At 44.5% G+C, this 17,132-nt stretch carries 13 protein-coding genes and 1 tRNA gene; 13 read left to right on the forward strand and 1 reads right to left on the reverse strand.

Annotated features, from left to right (window positions below):
- Positions 1-23 precede the first annotated feature (23 nt).
- The 7 genes from pal (at position 24) to ACHFJ9_RS13385 (ending at position 5,962) form a co-directional block, all read left to right on the forward strand.
- On the forward strand, positions 24-548 hold the full coding sequence (pal, locus tag ACHFJ9_RS13355; protein ID WP_005378293.1) for a peptidoglycan-associated lipoprotein Pal: 525 nt from the start codon (positions 24-26) through the stop codon (positions 546-548).
- A 15-nt stretch (positions 549-563) separates the two neighbouring features.
- Positions 564-1,316 carry a tol-pal system protein YbgF gene (gene ybgF, locus ACHFJ9_RS13360; RefSeq protein ID WP_047008561.1) on the forward strand — a complete coding sequence of 251 codons (753 nt, stop codon included), beginning with the start codon at positions 564-566 and terminating at the stop codon, positions 1,314-1,316.
- Between the two features lie 253 nt (positions 1,317-1,569).
- Positions 1,570-2,631, forward strand: a complete 1,062-nt coding sequence (gene nadA / locus ACHFJ9_RS13365; protein ID WP_005390762.1) for a quinolinate synthase NadA — start codon at positions 1,570-1,572, stop codon at positions 2,629-2,631.
- Between the two features lie 118 nt (positions 2,632-2,749).
- Positions 2,750-3,793 carry a potassium channel protein gene (locus ACHFJ9_RS13370; protein ID WP_104974285.1) on the forward strand — a complete coding sequence of 348 codons (1,044 nt, stop codon included), beginning with the start codon at positions 2,750-2,752 and terminating at the stop codon, positions 3,791-3,793.
- Positions 3,793-4,209: a DUF350 domain-containing protein gene (locus ACHFJ9_RS13375; RefSeq protein WP_167426746.1), complete on the forward strand. Its 417-nt coding sequence runs from the start codon at positions 3,793-3,795 to the stop codon at positions 4,207-4,209. The genes ACHFJ9_RS13370 and ACHFJ9_RS13375 overlap by 1 nt, the downstream gene beginning before the upstream one ends.
- An 8-nt stretch (positions 4,210-4,217) precedes the next feature.
- On the forward strand, positions 4,218-4,787 hold the full coding sequence (locus ACHFJ9_RS13380; protein ID WP_104971479.1) for a DUF1190 domain-containing protein: 570 nt from the start codon (positions 4,218-4,220) through the stop codon (positions 4,785-4,787).
- 8 nt (positions 4,788-4,795) lie between these two features.
- Positions 4,796-5,962 carry a glutathionylspermidine synthase family protein gene (locus ACHFJ9_RS13385; RefSeq protein ID WP_237311867.1) on the forward strand — a complete coding sequence of 389 codons (1,167 nt, stop codon included), beginning with the start codon at positions 4,796-4,798 and terminating at the stop codon, positions 5,960-5,962.
- Positions 5,963-6,035: 73 nt separating this feature from the next.
- Here the strand turns inward: ACHFJ9_RS13385 and ACHFJ9_RS13390 are convergent, their stop codons facing one another.
- Positions 6,036-6,647 carry a YecA family protein gene (locus ACHFJ9_RS13390; protein WP_005390772.1) on the reverse strand — a complete coding sequence of 204 codons (612 nt, stop codon included), beginning with the start codon at positions 6,645-6,647 and terminating at the stop codon, positions 6,036-6,038.
- Between the two features lie 53 nt (positions 6,648-6,700).
- Between ACHFJ9_RS13390 and ACHFJ9_RS13395 the strand changes: the two genes are divergently transcribed.
- From ACHFJ9_RS13395 to ACHFJ9_RS13420, 6 genes are all read left to right on the forward strand, one after another.
- Positions 6,701-9,121, forward strand: a complete 2,421-nt coding sequence (locus ACHFJ9_RS13395) for an ATP-binding protein (RefSeq protein ID WP_395357093.1) — start codon at positions 6,701-6,703, stop codon at positions 9,119-9,121.
- 518 nt (positions 9,122-9,639) lie between these two features.
- Positions 9,640-10,089, forward strand: a complete 450-nt coding sequence (locus ACHFJ9_RS13400; RefSeq protein ID WP_047008566.1) for an L-alanine exporter AlaE — start codon at positions 9,640-9,642, stop codon at positions 10,087-10,089.
- Between the two features lie 143 nt (positions 10,090-10,232).
- Positions 10,233-10,320 (forward strand) — tRNA-Ser (locus ACHFJ9_RS13405).
- A gap of 358 nt (positions 10,321-10,678) precedes the next feature.
- Positions 10,679-12,316, forward strand: a complete 1,638-nt coding sequence (locus tag ACHFJ9_RS13410; RefSeq protein ID WP_395357095.1) for a methyl-accepting chemotaxis protein — start codon at positions 10,679-10,681, stop codon at positions 12,314-12,316.
- A gap of 463 nt (positions 12,317-12,779) precedes the next feature.
- Positions 12,780-13,919 carry an efflux RND transporter periplasmic adaptor subunit gene (locus tag ACHFJ9_RS13415; protein ID WP_258627679.1) on the forward strand — a complete coding sequence of 380 codons (1,140 nt, stop codon included), beginning with the start codon at positions 12,780-12,782 and terminating at the stop codon, positions 13,917-13,919.
- A 2-nt stretch (positions 13,920-13,921) separates the two neighbouring features.
- Entirely contained in the window at positions 13,922-17,083 is a 3,162-nt protein-coding gene (locus tag ACHFJ9_RS13420; RefSeq protein WP_395357098.1) for an efflux RND transporter permease subunit, read from the forward strand.
- The last annotated feature ends 49 nt before the right edge of the window (positions 17,084-17,132 follow it).

Raw genomic sequence — 17,132 nt, forward strand, 5'->3', positions numbered from 1 at the left:
TTTGATTAATAAAGGAAAATAAGATGCAACTGAACAAGGTTCTAAAAGGGCTACTAATCGCGCTTCCTGTAATGGCTGTTACAGCGTGTAGTTCAAGCGACGACGCTGCTTCTAACACTGGTGCAGCAACAAACAACAATGGCGCAGTTGAAACAACAGTAGCTACGCCAATTGATCAAAGCGGTCAGCTAACAGAGCAAGAGCTAAAAGAGCAAGCGCTACGTGAAACTCAAACAATCTACTTTGCTTTTGATAACTCAACAATTGCAGCAGATTACGAAGAGATGCTTGCAGCTCATGCTTCTTACCTAAGCAAGAACCCAGCACTTAACGTAACTATCGAAGGTCACGCTGATGAGCGTGGTACTCCTGAGTACAACATCGCTCTTGGTGAGCGTCGTGCACAAGCAGTAGCGAACTACCTGCAAGCACTAGGTGTTCAAGCTGACCAAATCTCAATCGTTAGCTACGGTGAAGAGAAGCCACTTCTTCTAGGTCAATCAGATGAAGTTTACGCTAAGAACCGTCGCGCGGTTTTAGTATACTAATTCGAGGTAATCCTCATGTTCAGTAACACTAAGCGCGCTGTTGCGCTTACGTTACTGGCAAGTGCAGCGAACTTTGCGTTCGCTGCACCAGCTCCAGTATCCGATCTCAACAGCACATCATCCGTCTCTAAGAGCCGTTCATCTGAAACGGAAGTAGAGCGTCTAGAGCGCTTGCTACAAAACCGCAATCGCGTTCAGCTCCAAATGCAACAGCAAATTGACCAAATGTCACAAGAGATCAGTGAATTACGTGGTCAATTAGAGCGAAATAGCTACGAAATGAAGCAAATGTTGCAACGTCAACGAGAGTTGTTTGTCGAGCTAGATCGTGTGCGTGGAGAAATCAAATCCGCGCCTGCGCAAGATGCGAAACCGGCTAAAACAGGTGGTCAGTACACACCAAATGTTGATGAGCAAACGGCATACCAAAATGCAGTCGACCTCATTCTCAAGAAACGTGACTACACTGGCGCAATTGCAGCGTTCCAGCAGTTCCAGAAAGATTATCCTGACTCCACATACTCAGCGAATTCTCACTATTGGCTAGGCCAATTGTACTTCGCTAAGAAGCAGGACAAAGATGCTGTAAAGAGCTTTGCTGCGGTGGTGTCTTATAAAGACTCCAATAAGCGAGCCGATGCTTTGCTCAAGTTAGGTGAAATCGCTGAGCGTAATAACAATGCAGCTCAAGCGAAAAAGTACTACCAACAAGTGGTTGATGAATACCCAGGTAGTGCATCTGCAAAACTTGCCAGCTCTAAGCTGTAAGACGTTATGTTTTAAAAAGGAAGCTTCGGCTTCCTTTTTCTTTTTCGTTTCTTTATCGGTGGTGATCGAATAAATCGAGAGGAATGGTATCGAGCCTTTTACCCCCATCTTGCAACGGATCCTTTCAATCAGAAGTGCTACCTGTAACAAAGATATACGGCTAGATAGCTAGAAATCCCCGCGACAAGTTGGTTTTTGAAAATTAACGAGGTTACAATACTCGGATTAAAGGAAATTGCGTAGAGCAAGAGCAATGAGCCATATATTAGATAAAATCGACACTGTTTACCCATTCCCACCGAAGCCAGTTCCATTAAGCGAAGAAGAAAAAGCGTCTTACATTGAGCGCATTAAAAAGCTGCTAAAAGAAAAGGATGCGGTACTTATCGCACACTATTATACCGATCCTGAGATTCAAGCCCTAGCGGAAGAAACGGGTGGTTTTGTTGGTGACTCGTTGGAAATGGCGAAGTTTGGTAATCGTCATCCTGCAAGCACACTGATCATTGGCGGTGTTCGCTTTATGGGCGAGTCGGCCAAAATCCTAACACCAGAAAAGCGAATTCTAATGCCAACGTTGGAAGCGGAATGTTCGCTCGATCTTGGCTGCCCAGCGGATAAGTTCAGTGAGTTCTGTGATGCTCACCCTGATCACACGGTTGTGGTTTATGCAAATACGTCTGCCGCTGTTAAAGCTCGTGCCGATTGGGTCGTTACATCAAGTATTGCGCTTGAAATCGTGGAACACTTAGACGCTGAAGACAAGCCAATCATCTGGGGACCAGACCGTCACCTAGGATCGTACATCGCTAATAAAACTGGCGCAGACATGCTGCTATGGCAAGGTGAGTGTGTGGTTCATGATGAGTTTTCTGCTGATGCGCTACGCAAAATGAAGAGCGTGTATCCAGATGCGGCTATTTTGGTTCACCCTGAATCACCAGCAAGCGTGGTTGAACTTGCCGATGCCGTTGGATCAACGAGTCAACTGATCAAAGCAGCGAAAGCGCTTCCTCACAAACAAATGATCGTTGCGACAGACAAAGGCATTTTCTTTAAAATGCAGCAACTTGTGCCAGAGAAAGAACTTATCGAAGCTCCAACCGCAGGTGCTGGCGCAACATGCCGTAGCTGCGCACACTGCCCTTGGATGGCAATGAACGGTTTGAAAGCGATAGAGAAAGCGCTTAGCGAAGGCGGTGAAGAACACGAGATCTTTGTTGATGAAGAATTGCGTGTTAAATCGCTCATTCCGTTAAATCGTATGTTGGACTTTGCTGAGCAGCTAAATATGCAAGTGAAAGGTAATGCTTAAAAATTAGGCGTAACTGAAAGTAAATCTCAAAAACCAGCCGAATATGGCTGGTTTTTTTGTGTCTTACTATCAATGAGTTACTATTGATGTAATCAATGAATATCGAGGTCATAAATTTATGGCGGTGTGGTTAGTAGTTAAAAAGTGGCTTAGTTCACACCTTTTTAAATTGAGCAACCGAAGTCTTCTCATCTTTAGTGGCTTGTATGTGAGCCTTTCTTGGGGGCTGCTCATTCTCGCTGGTGAAACCGCATTAACAGACAGCTTCTCTAACTTTATCTATTACCTTATGGTTACGGCGAGTACGGTTGGCTATGGCGATCATTCTCCAGTGACAGATTTGGGTAAATGGGTTGTTGTTCTGTTTGTGATCCCAGGCGGTTTGAGCCTATTCGCTGCATTATTGGGACGTGTCGCTGGAGCAGCGATGGATTACTGGCGAGCGGGTATTTTAGGAAAACGGAGAGTAAGAGTGGAAAACCATATTGTATTGTTGGGTTGGAATGGATCGAGAACGATGCACCTTATTCGCATGTTACAACATGAAGAAGAGGGGAAGCGTCCGATTGTTTTATGCAGCCGTTCAGAAATAGAAAACCCGTTGCCAGGCGAGATCAGTTTTATCAAAGTGACCAGCTACACGGATTCACAAGAGATGAAAAACGCCAATATTGCTGAAGCAGCTTGCGTTATTGTTGATAACCTCTCGGACGATATCACGCTGTCAGCCGCGCTGTACTGTGCTTCTGTGAATCCTTCCGCACATTTGGTCGCTTACTTTAAAGATGAGGCGTTAGGCCGTCTTTTAAGTCAACACTGTCCTAAAGCGGAATGCATACCTGCTGTTGGCGCAGAAATGTTGGCAAAAGCGGCGGTAGATCCAGGCTCAAGTGCACTTCACCAAGAGCTATTAGCTTCAACACGAGGCATGACTCAATACTCGGTTATTTATCCTGAAAGGCTGCCAGTAACTACTGTTGAGAGTCTCTTTGTTTTTCTCAAAAGACGTCATCATGCCACGCTAATTGCTTTTGACATTGGCCATGGTATCCAACTCAACCCAGATTTAGATGCAGAAGTACCACCGAGTACCAAGCTGTTTTACATTGCAGATGAACGTATTGAAGATTTTGCATGGAAAGAAATGAACAAGGAACAATAATGTACATGATTGCTGACCTGTTAGCAGGTTTTCCCAACTTTTTACTCTATTTTTCTGTTTCTATTATTTTCGTTTTGGCGTTTAAGTTCATCTACGTCAAGCTTACGCCTTACGATGAATGGCACCTGATCAAAGAAAAGCAAAATACAGCGGCAGCGATTGCACTAAGTGGCGCATTTCTTGGTTATTGTATTGCGATTTCGGGGGCTGCAAAAAACTCAGTCAACATTGTCGATTTTATGGTATGGGGCGTTGTTGCAATGCTGGCGCAGATTATTGCATTTGCGATTGTACGTTTTGTTTTACTTCCAAAAGTGACTGAGCGTATCGAAAAAGATGAGCTGCCTGCCGGTATTGTATTAGCCGCTGTTTCTATATCGGTCGGCGTATTAAATGCCGCTTGTATGACGTACTAGGAGGAATGATGAAGCGGAGTTCTAACGTTAAACGTTCTTCCATGGACAAAAGTTTAAAGCTTGGGAAAATTATTCCCTTTGCTGCTTTTGGCGGTATTTTCTTCTTGGCGACACAAGAATCGAAAACCGAAGGCTACATTTTTTCTGACGCTGATGAATGCAAATCAAACTCGCCAGAGTTCAGTGAGCAGTGCGATATTGCTTATCAAGAAGCTTTGGCTCGCGCCGAACGAAATGCCCCTCGCTACAACAATGAGTTCGAATGTGAAAATGATTTTTACGAAGACGATTGTTACTACAGTTCCAGTTCCCGAGCTTATGTGCCTCACTTTGGGGGCTTCTTTTACAGTCGCGCACTGAGCGGTTTGAAAGGTTACAACAAGAGCTATTACTCTGAACCAATGTATCGCTATAAATCCAAATTCTATAATGGTGCCGGACAATTTTTTGGTTCCTATCGTAATCAGCCGACGAAGGTTGCGACCAGTAACCTAAATAAACGTGGTGGCGGAACTATTGGTAGAGCAATGTCTCGAGGCGGGTTTGGTAAAGCGGTATCGGTCAGCCGAGGCGGTTAATAAGCACTATGTTTCGACGAGAAATACAAGAACGAGAAAACTGGCGTGATTTAGCACGCCAGTTTGGTTTTGGCTTCCATTCCATGTATGACCAACCGTATTGGGATGAGAGTGCTTACTATCAATTCACGCTTGAGCAAATAGAGAACGATATTGAAGCGCCCACTGAAGAGCTGCATCAGATGTGTCTGGCTATTGTGGATGAAGTAGTTCGGAGTGAGAGGTTGCTGACGCAATGTGCGATCCCTGAATTTATGTGGGAGCAGGTTGCTTCTTCGTGGCACCGAAATGAACCCTCACTCTATTCGCGTCTGGATTTTGCATACAACGGAACTTCGCCAGCTAAGTTACTGGAGAACAATGCGGATACGCCGACCAGCCTGTTTGAAACGGGTTTTTGGCAGTGGGTGTGGTTAGAGGATGTTGTAAATAAAGGTCTAATTCACCAGAGCGCGGATCAATTCAACATTCTTCAAGACTTTTTGATTGAGCGTTTTTCCGAGATAGCCAAATATCAACCCGGGCAAACCCTTCACTTTAGCTGCTGTAAATACACTGAAGAAGATAAAGGGACTGTCCAGTATTTAGAAGATTGCGCGCGCGAAGCTGGGTTAGCGACGGCGTTTGTTTATGTCGAAGATATTGGTGCGACGGAAGATGGTCAGTTCGTGGATGCAGATGACAGAGCGATTCGTTGGATGTTCAAGCTTTATCCGTGGGAGTTTATGTTTGAAGAGGAATATGCGAAATACTTAGCGACCGCGAAAGTGAATTGGTTAGAACCCATGTGGAAGTCGATTCTATCCAACAAAGCACTTTTACCGTTATTGTGGGAGCGCTTTCCGAATCATCCTAATCTTTTACCTGCCTATTTTGCTAACAATTCAAAAGCGAACGGTTTGAAAGACTATGTAATCAAACCACTATTCTCTCGAGAAGGCGCAAATATTGAGATCGTCAAAGGTGGGAAACGCATACTCAAAACGGCAGGGCCTTATGAATCTAAATTCAATATCGTCCAGCAGTATCGTCCGTTACCCAAGTTTGGGCAAAGCCATACGTTAATTGGCAGTTGGCTAGTCAACGATAGAGCCGCTGGGATTTCGATTCGGGAAGACACTAGCTTAGTCACGCAAGATATGGCGCGATATATTCCACATGTGATTTTAACATGATCAAAAAAGCTCTCCATCCAGAGAGCTTTTGTCTATTCAGCGGTTCAATCTTGATGGTCGACAGCGTTGTGTCTTATTGTTCTTCAGCTAATGCAACACCGCGCTGAGTAAGACCACATAGCATCACTGGCATGGCATTGAAGATCTCTTCAAACTGTTCTAAGCCTTCCATGCCTTGTTCTGCCAACGTTTCAATGGTCGTTTCTGGATCGTAAAGCATCGTAAGAGAAAGCAAAACACCGCCGAGCAGAGCATTATCTTCGCTGTCCTCTGGCATTAGCGTTTCCCAGTCATCACGAGCAAGTTGCCAACCTTGTAATACACCTTCACAGAAATCACGGGTCTGGCTTGTTACGATATCTTGTTCATCTAACGCGCATCCCTCAGGCCACTGCCAAGATCCTTCTAGGAGAGCAGGACGAGTTTGGTTCCACATTTGCACAATCTCATCAATGTATTGCTCTAGTTGCTCACCGTCAGTAAATGGCGCTGTTTCTTCACCACCCCATAAGAATGGCAACCACTCTTGAGGCATTAATACGTTTGGCGCTGCAGCCATCGCTGTTACAAAGCCTTGAGTTTTTGCTAGGTTTAGTAGTTTACCGTCAAGTTCTGGGAGAGAAAGGATGTCTTGTAGTTTCAAAATAGAATACCATTTGTTAATGGGCTGGTTGATTGCGCTCATCTTACCAATCAATTTGTGATAAATCGATATTAGGGAATGATTCACAGACATCTATGGAAATTCGCTCATCACTTAGAAAAAAAAGCATTCTCGCCCTGACACTGTACCTGTGTTTCTTTATCGCAACGATTGGTTCTGTTGCCTATTTGGTTGTCGAGCCTCCGGTTAGGCAAAAGCTAGAGCAAAACCTAGAGTTACGCACCCAACTCCTTGCTCTAGAGATTAAAGAGCCTCTCCTTAGCTCTACCGGTGTATTGAGTAGCCTTGCAGGACTCGCCCAGGGGACTGAAAATATTCAATCTCTCAACACGACAATTCCGCATATTCTCCAATTGAGTGATGAGATGCTCGTCAGTGGTGGCGTATGGCCTAAACCAGAACTCAAAGCTGAACAATGGCGATATAAAAGCCTATTCTTCAATAAAAACAGTCATGGCGGTATTGACCAAATTCACTCCTACAATAATCCTGAATCTGGCGGCTATGATAATGAACCATGGTATAAGGCAGCTGCTGACGCGCCAGTTGGTTCTGTGAGTTGGTCTACGGTTTATATCGACACTTTTACTCAGGTTCAGATGATTACTGCGTCTTCCCCATATTATCAAAACGGTCAATTCGCTGGCGTTGTAACGGTAGACTTATCACTTGATGCACTTTTTCAGTTTATTCGAGAGCACACGAACCTGCATTCTTTAGGTGTGGTGGTTCGCGATGCTGAATCGAACGTGATTATTGAGCACAACTTCCAACTAACAGACGAAATTTATGTCAGTGAGCTTGATTTTGGAGAGTTCGATTGGCGCATGGAAGTTGTCAACGCGAAAGCTAAAGTAGCCGATCAAGTGTTTGAACAAGTCATGAGTGTTGAGGGGAGGATCATTCCATTCTTACTCTTGTGTGTATTGGTCGGGTATTACTTGCTGAATCGTTACATTGTCGAACCGATTGTCCGTATTGCCGCTAAGATTGATGACTCGAAAACTGGCGGGATCATAGACATTGACTACGATAGCGAAGATGAAATTGGACAGCTCATCGAGAAGTTCAATGAAAAAACCATCTATCTAGAGCAAGAGAGAATAAAAGCCCAAGCTTCGACGAACGCTAAAACGGCATTTTTAGCCACATTATCCCATGAAATTCGTACGCCAATGAACGGTGTATTAGGAACCGCTCAGATATTGTTAAAAACGCCACTCACCGATGATCAACGTAAGCACCTGAGAACACTTTATGACTCAGGTGATCATATGATGACGTTACTTAATGAGATTTTAGATTACTCAAAAATTGAGCAAGGACATGTTGAATTCGAAAATACGCCTTTCCCAATTGAGTCGATCATCGGCAGCATAAAAAGTGTTTATCAAACACTATGTGCAGAAAAAGGCCTTCGCTTTAGAGTCGTGTCTCATTTACCAACAGGGCGCTGGTACAACAATGACAAAGCCCGTCTGCGCCAAGTATTGTTTAACCTACTAAACAACGCTGTCAAGTTCACCGACCGAGGCATCGTAGAGGTAGAGCTGACCGAGAAATCGAGCAAGGCAGGTACCAAGCTTATTCTCGCGGTGAAAGATACCGGTATCGGTATTTCTCAAGAAGCGCAAAAACGCATTTTCCGTCCTTTTGAACAAGCGGAGTCCTCGACGACTAGGCGGTTTGGTGGTACAGGGCTTGGTTTGGCGATAGTAAAAGAAATTGCCGAGCATATGGGAGGGCATGTGATTGTGCAGAGTCAAGAGAATGTCGGGACAACCTTTACCGTCGAGATCGCGCTTACGCCTTGTGAGCCTGGGAAAGTGGAAGCAGTCAATGCACATAAGCTGAATTGCAAAGGTTTGAAAGCGCTCATTGTCGAAGACAACCGAACAAATGCGATCATTATGGAAACTTTCCTAAGAGCCAAAGGCTTTGAGTGCACAAGTGTTGAAAATGGTCAGCTTGCCGTCGATGAGGTGGCCGTTCAGTCATTTGATTTGATATTAATGGACAATCATATGCCTGTTCTTGATGGTGTTGGGGCAATATCAGCCATTCGAGCGATGAGTTCGCCTGTAAAGTCGGTACTGATCTTTGGCTGCACAGCGGATGTATTCAAAGAAACACAAGAGCGCATGATAAATGTAGGGGCCGACCACATAATTGCGAAACCAATTGTGGAGTCTGAATTAAATGATGCGTTATATCTCCATGCAGCACGGTTATACCAATACCAGTCGGACTTTGGTGATAATACAACGGATATCCTTGATGCGGAAAAGTGGCTACTAAACTTCTATGTTGCTCTAGATAATGGTCATCTCAACGAAGCGCTAGAGGCTATTTCAGCGATTATTGCTCAAGTCACCCCTGATGCTAATAAAGACGTTTCTTTAGTTGCCGAGCGAATAAGGCATAACTTAAAGCGTCAGCAGTCTCCAAACCAAGATGATATCGATACATTAACGCTCTTGCTCGCATCATCATAGCTTAATCCATATAGCGCGATTCAACGCAATCATGAATTGTCTTTACTCTTCATACCTAACCTTAGCTGAATCGTCTATTTTTTCCTTACTTTCAATGAGCTTAGCTCTGCTGTTGGATTCTGTCATAAGAGAAACGGTGCGGCTCTCAGTTGCGCTCACATCGGGAATACTCTGAATTTTTACAACTCAGCAGCATAAGTTATTGGAATTATCGTTTATTCCCCGAACTTTATCCTAACCCTCCATCCAAACAATCACTTATCCCACTTTTTGTGTAAGTTAAATCCGTATTTTTCTACCATTTTTACGTCATTTTAGGCGTTTTTAGTTGTTGGTGGTGAAAAAAACTACTTTCATTTTAAAAAATGGTTATAAATTTACAACTTGATTTCAAATACAGTGCCATGCGCTGCTTTTTGTGTGATTTAATTGCCTTATTAACTGGTCATGTATTTGTTTGACGGTTGATAGTTTTATTTTGTTTATTGTTGGTGGTATTTAATTTTAGGGGTTGGTTAATGAAGTCTCGCGGACCATTTTGTATTCGTCACGCCGCAGCGGATACCTTTGCTATGGTTGTTTTTTGCTTTATCACAGGGATGATTGTCGAGATTTTGATTTCAGGGATGACGTTTGAGCAATCTTTAGCATCACGTACACTATCTATTCCAGTGAATATTGCTATTGCTTGGCCGTATGGCGTTTTTCGTGATTGGGTACTACGTCAGGGTAACAAGGTATCGCCGTCTTCATTTATGAAAAACGTATCTGATCTGGTCGCTTATGTGCTATTTCAGTCTCCAGTTTATGCAGGAATTTTATTCGCAGTTGGTGCGTCTACAGACCAAATAGTGACCGCGGTGACAAGTAACGCCATTATTTCTTGCGGTATGGGTGTGTTGTATGGGTACTTCTTGGACATGTGCCGCCGTTGGTTCCGTGTTCCCGGCTATTCTCAAGGCATCTAAATGACCCAGTTTTGCTCAATTTAGTTACTTAGTGAGCAATCGAGTGGAAAAGGGCGCTTTTTTTTATGTTTAGCCTTGACCATCAGGCACATAATCATTAAATTAGCGCCTCGTTAGCCAATGATGCTAACAAAAATTGATTCGGTGAGTTGTCCGAGTGGCTGAAGGAGCACGCCTGGAAAGTGTGTATACGGCAACGTATCGAGAGTTCGAATCTCTCACTCACCGCCACATTTGAGCCCTAGCAGAAATGCTGGGGCTTTTTCGTATTACGCGACAAGTTCAATCCCAGAGCTGTATATCGTATTGATTCTCAATTACTCATTGAGTCGGCAAGCCCTTCAAAAAGCCTCCTTTTTATTCATCTTTTGTTACACATTTTCCGTACAGGTAGTGCGTTTTTATTCGCATGTTGTGATGAGCGTTCCTTATTAAATTTTCCACAAAATCAATTAATTGTTGAAATTAGAACGCTTGTCAAAAAGTCATCAGATATCATGTTTAATAGAGTCTTTTACCTAATGGGATACTCTATTTGTTTGATATAATTTCTGGCAGTTTGTATACCATAATTAAAGAGAGTCTATTCATGTTCCAGAACTTAACGATCAAGCAGAAGATAGTGATTCCGCTGTCACTGATTATTGGATTGTTTATTGTGAGCTCTGTATTAAACGTTATGACAAGTTGGAAACAATCTGAGTTGAGTGAAACACTTAACGAACAGATAGTGCCAAACTTGTTAACGATTGAGGATGCTTACCGCGATCTTTACCAAGCTACATCTGCAATCCAAGGTGTTGCTCTTTCTGATACTCAAACCGATATTGACCACCACATCGGTGAATACAAAGACAACGCATACAAAGCGCTGCCACGTATGGAGAAAATGATTGAGCTATCGCAAGCTGGCGTGATGTCTTCTTCACACGGTAATGAAGTGAGAAAGCTTGTCTCCCTAGGTGAAAAATGGTTGGCGAGTTATGAAGCGATGTTGCGTTTACCTCAATCACAATGGCTTGGTTACTACAACGAACACAAACACACCTTTGAAAATCAGTTTATCGAGGTAAGAGCGCAACTTAATGTTGTGAAAGATGCGATAGAAGAAAAACAAAGCCTATTGAAAGATGAAATCTCAGCAGCCGCAACAAGAGCTCAGGTAATTCTTGAAGCGGGCATTGTGATTGTTATTCTGGCCGCTATTGCGATGGTGTTTTTGTTGTTGCAAACCGTCGTGAAGCCTATCAACGATATCAAAAATGCGATGACAGAAATTGCTTCTGGTGAAGGTGATTTAAGCCAGCGAATCGATGTGAAAACACAAGACGAAATTGGCAATTTAGCGAACGCGTTTAATCAGTTTGTGTCTAAAATCCAAGCGACAGTTTCTCAAGTAATTAAAAGTTCGAATACCTTGCGTAATGAGATGGAAAATCTTAGCTCGTTGACCACGACCATCGCGAACTCGACCGTTTCACAGCAAAAAGACAGCGAGGCGGTAGCGGCGGCAGTGCATGAAATGCAAGTCACCAGCAGAAATGTCAGCGATAGCGCTAACGAAGCTGCGGTTGCGAGCCAAACAGCGAATGATGAACTTACCAATACCAATGTTATTTTGGATCAAACCGTTAGCTCAATTCGTAGCCTCGCAAGTGAAATCGAAAGTGCAAGCCACGTCATTAACACATTGGACCATGATGTGAGTAACATTGCTTCTGTATTGGATGTCATTCGTGGTATCGCAGATCAAACGAACTTATTGGCGCTTAACGCAGCGATTGAAGCGGCTCGTGCAGGAGAGCAAGGGCGAGGCTTTGCTGTTGTCGCAGATGAGGTCCGCTCGTTAGCCAGTCGCACACAACAGAGTACGGGTGAAATCCAAACCATGATTGAAAAGCTACAATCTGGTGCGGGACAAGCCGTAGAAGTGATGCGTGGTAGCCAAAATAGCAGTGATGAAACAATTCAATCGGCAGGGAGAGCGAGTCAATCCCTTTCTGAAATCTTGAACGCGATTTCACGTATGAACGAGATGAACACACACATTGCAACGGCTGCAAGCCAGCAAAGTACGGTAAGTGACGAAGTAAATAGCAACGTACAAGGCATTGCAGATAGCAGTACATCTATTGTGGAAATCGTCAACCAAGCGCAAGTATCTTTAGCCATGTTATCAGAGCAAACCCAGCGCTTAGATCATCAGGTTAGTCAGTTCAAAGTATAAGCTTGAGAACTGCAGTATCACTGACGAAATAACCCGCTTCTTAGCGGGTTATTTTTTAGATAAGGGTCGAACCTGACTTGTTAAGGCTCGACTATATTTACATTCCTCTTTTACTTAACTTTGTATACCAGAGGTGCAAATAATCCTAGACAGCGGTGACAAACTCTGTACAGCGTGATGATGCTTTTATCATCACTTTTGCTGCTTTTTAACCATTGCAATTGCTCACAGGAAAGTGTGATTTCCAACCCAAAATCTTCAAATTTGAGAACTTCATTACACCTTTACCATAAACGTTTTTCGTAAGCGTATAGAACTGTAAATTTTGTTGTATGTACAACACTGGGTAATTATCATCCTAATTAATTTGTTCTGGATATACATCCGTTAGTCATCATTAAGTCATTCTAGAAGTTTTTAGCAAGGAATCTTGAAGGCTTGTAGGTAAAAGAGAGAAAAATTCATGAGACGTAAAACCACGCTATCTCTGCTGATTGCGTCGAGCCTTTTTGTGGTTGGATGTCAACCTAGCGAAGAAGGATCGAGCCAAGGTAGTGGTCCTGCGCCCGCAACCGAAGTTGAAGTGTTAACGGTGGAACCAACTCGCCAAGCGTTAACTGTCGAGTTGCCAGGTCGTAGCCGTGCATTCAAAGAAGCGGAAGTTCGTCCGCAAGTTACAGGCATTATTTCAGAGCGAAATTTTGTTGAAGGGGGCCTTGTTGAACAAGGACAGTCCTTATATCAAATTGATGATTCATCATTTCAAGCGGATTTGCTGAGCGCTGAAGCGGAATTAATCCGAGCTCAAGCAGCGGCAGAATCGACCCATGCCACAGTGAAGCGTTACAGAACCTTGATCACCAAAAAGTCCATCAGCCAACAAGATTTGGATGAAGCAGAAGCAGCATACAAGGAAGCGCAAGCACAGGTCCTAGTCGCAAAAGCGAAGATCAATACGGCAAAAATCAATTTAGATTACACGCAAGTGAAAGCTCCGATTAGCGGTGTGATCGGTAAATCGAGTGTGACGGCGGGTGCGTTGGTTACGGCTAACCAAGCAGCCAAATTAGCGACCATTCAGCAGCTTGATCCTATCAACGTTGATATTGTGCAATCATCCGTGCAACTGCTGCGTTTAAAAGCGGCTCTTTCCCAAGGTCATATGCAAGAAGATGATTCTGCGCAAGTTACATTGATGCTTGAAGATGGCAGCACGTACGAACATAAAGGCACGATGAAATTTACCGAGGTCAATGTGAACGAAAGCACGGGTAGCGTGACGCTTCGTGCTGAATTCCCAAACCCTGACGGTTTGTTGCTACCAGGAATGTTTGTTCGTGCGACGGTTATTACTGGTGTTGACCCTGACGCGATTCTGATACCACAAAATACCGTTTCTCGCGATGCGACAGGCAAAGCGACAGTGATGATGGTGAATGGTGAGAACAAAGTGGAAGCGAGACCAGTGAAGACAGCCGAAGCGATCAATAATCAATGGCGTATTATTGATGGTTTGAAAGCGGGCGATAAAGTCATTACTGCTGGGTTACAAAAGGTAGGTCCAGGTAGTCCTGTAACTATCCAAAACGGTGAACAGGAGTAATCATGGCACGATTTTTTATCGATCGTCCGGTATTTGCTTGGGTTCTCGCGATTCTAACGATGTTGGCGGGGGTAATGTCATTATTCAATTTACCCGTCTCGCAATACCCAACGATTTCACCGACAACGATCACCATCAGTGCACGTTATCCAGGTGCATCAGCGCAAACCGTTGAAGACTCGGTAACGCAGGTTATCGAGCAAAATATGACGGGATTAGATTATCTTCGCTACCTATCATCGAGCAGTGATGCATTCGGTAATGCGACAATTACCCTGACGTTTGATAGCGAAGCTGATCCTGATATCGCGCAAGTACAGGTGCAGAACAAGCTGCAATTGGCCTTGACGTCATTGCCGATGGAAGTACAAAACCAAGGTATCGTCGTGAATAAATCCAACACGGCGTTTCTCATGGTGGTGGCAGTTTATTCTGAAGATCCTGACTTTACAGAAAACGATATCGGCGACTTTGTTGTAACGAATATTCAAGACCCGATAAGTCGTGTAACTGGCGTAGGACAAGTTCAGGCGTTTGGTGCGCAGTATGCGATGCGAGTTTGGCTGGATCCATTTAAGCTTACGCAGTTCAACTTGACCGCAATCGATGTAGCAAATGCTATCAGTGAACAGAACGCGCAAGTTTCTTCAGGTCAACTTGGTGCAGCACCTGCGCAGGAAGGTCAGCTGTTGAATGCAACGATTTCGTCTGCAAGTCGTTTGAGCAGTGTGGAAGAGTTCCAAAACATCATTCTTAAGTCTGATGCCAATGGTTCGAATGTTTATTTGAAAGATGTAGCTCGTGTTGAACGTGGTGCAGAAAGTTACGATATTCGAGGCCAATATAATGGCTTCCCAGCATCGGGGTTAGGTATTTCATTAGGTACTGGCGCAAACGCGCTTGAGACAGCTAATGCGGTAAAAGAGCGTTTAGACCAACTGAGTGCAACGTTCCCAGAAGGGTTACAGATTGCTTACCCATTTGAAACAACGCCATTCGTCAAAGCCTCGATTCAAGAAGTGGTTAAAACGCTATTAGAAGCCATTCTTCTTGTGTTCTTAATCATGTACCTGTTCTTGCAGAACTTCCGTGCGACGATCATTCCAACGATCGCAGTGCCTGTCGTACTGCTCGGCACCTTCGCTATTTTGTACGCGACTGGATTTAGCGTAAACACGTTAACCATGTTCGCGATGGTTCTGGCTATCGGTTTGCTGGTGGACGATGCCATCGTTGTGGTGGAAAACGTCGAGCGTGTGATGCATGAGGATGGGTTAGAGCCCAAAGAAGCGACCAAAAAATCGATGGGGCAGATCACTGGTGCTCTGATTGGTGTGGGTCTGACGCTTTCTGCGGTATTCGTCCCTATGGCGTTTATGTCTGGTTCTACAGGGGTTATTTACCGTCAGTTCTCGATAACGATTGTGGCGGCGATGACACTTTCAGTTTTGGTAGCGATAATTCTGACTCCAGCATTATGTGCAACATTACTGAAAAAAGGCGATGCTGAGCTTCTAGAAAAGAAAGGCTTCTTTGGCTGGTTTAACCGCAAGTTTGATGCGATGACAGCTGGCTATGAAACCGGCGTTGCTAAACTCCTAAAGCGCACAGGTCGTATGTTGGTTGTATTCTTGGCAATGAGTGTAGGTGCGGGCTGGCTGTTTATGAACCTTCCGACGTCATTCTTGCCGGATGAAGACCAAGGCACGGTATTCTCAATGGCCATTTTGCCGCCTAACTCAACGCAAGAGCAGACGGAAAAAACACTTGAGAAAATGCGCGACTTTTACCTTGTGGATGAGAAAGACAACGTGAAATCCGTCTTCTCCGTTGCGGGCTTTAGTTTTGCAGGCCAAGGCCAAAACATGGGGATGGCATTTATCGGTCTGAAAGATTGGTCAGAGCGTGAAGCGCCGGGTGCTGATGCAGCTTCCATTACGGGTCGAGCGATGGGGTACTTCTCAACCATCAAAGAAGCACTGGTGTTTGCATTTGCACCTCCTGCGATTCAAGAATTGGGTAACTCGACAGGCTTTGATTTCTATCTTCAAGATTCGTTGAACAAAGGTCACGACGCATTAGTCGCTGCGCAAGGTCAACTGCTTGGCATGGCTGCACAAAACCCGAAACTTGTCGGTGTTCGTCCGAACGGCCAAGCAGATGCGCCAATGTACAAAGTGAACATTGACCACGTTAAACTGCGTGCTCTGGATGTTAGCATTAATGACGTCAACCAAATCCTGTCAGCTGCATGGGGCGGGGCGTACATTAACGACTATATTGATCGCGGTCGGGTGAAAAAAGTCATGATGCAAAGTGATGCGGAATACCGTATGCAGCCAAAAGACTTCGATTCGTGGTACGTGCGTAACTCAAAAGGTGAGATGGTGCCTTTCTCTGCATTTGCGAGCGGAGAGTGGACGTATGGTTCACCTCTTTTGCAGCGTTTTGATGGTTTGCCAGCGATGAATATCCAAGGCGGCGCAGCTCCTGGCGTCAGTACTGGTGAAGCTATGGCAGAAATTGAAGCAATGGTAGAAAAGCTACCAGAAGGCTTTACGGTGAACTGGAATGGTATTTCGTATGAAGAGCGCCTTTCCGGAAACCAAGCACCAATGTTATATGCGCTGTCTATCCTCGTCGTATTCTTAGTTCTCGCCGCTTTGTATGAAAGTTGGTCAGTACCTTTCGCCGTGGTGTTAGTTGTGCCTCTTGGTGTGCTTGGTGCTGTGCTCGCGGTAATGACGCGAAGTATGGACAACGATGTGTTCTTCCAGGTGAGTTTATTAACGACGGTCGGCTTGGCAACTAAAAACGCCATTCTGATCGTTGAGTTTGCGAAAGATTACTACGAGAAAGGCGCTGGCCTTATCGAAGCAACCCTGCATGCCGTTCGTGTTCGTCTGCGCCCAATTATTATGACATCGCTTGCCTTTGGTCTGGGTGTCGTACCGCTTGCTATCAGTTCAGGTGTGGGATCAGCCGGTCAAAATGCAGTAGGTACTGGTGTACTTGGGGGCATGATCAGTGCGACGCTCTTAGGTATATTCTTTGTGCCAATTTTCTTTGTGGTGGTTGAGCGATTGTTTGATCGACGTGCGAGAAAAGAATCAGAGGCAGAGTTGTCTGAGACTAATCCTAAACCAGCTCAGCAAAGCGAGTAAGACTTGGTTGCTGTAACTGAGTTATACTGGTGATAATAAACACGATAAA

It is taken from the genome of Vibrio sp. D3 (genome assembly GCF_043995865.1).
In the GTDB taxonomy this organism is placed as follows: Bacteria; Pseudomonadota; Gammaproteobacteria; order Enterobacterales; family Vibrionaceae; genus Vibrio; species Vibrio diabolicus.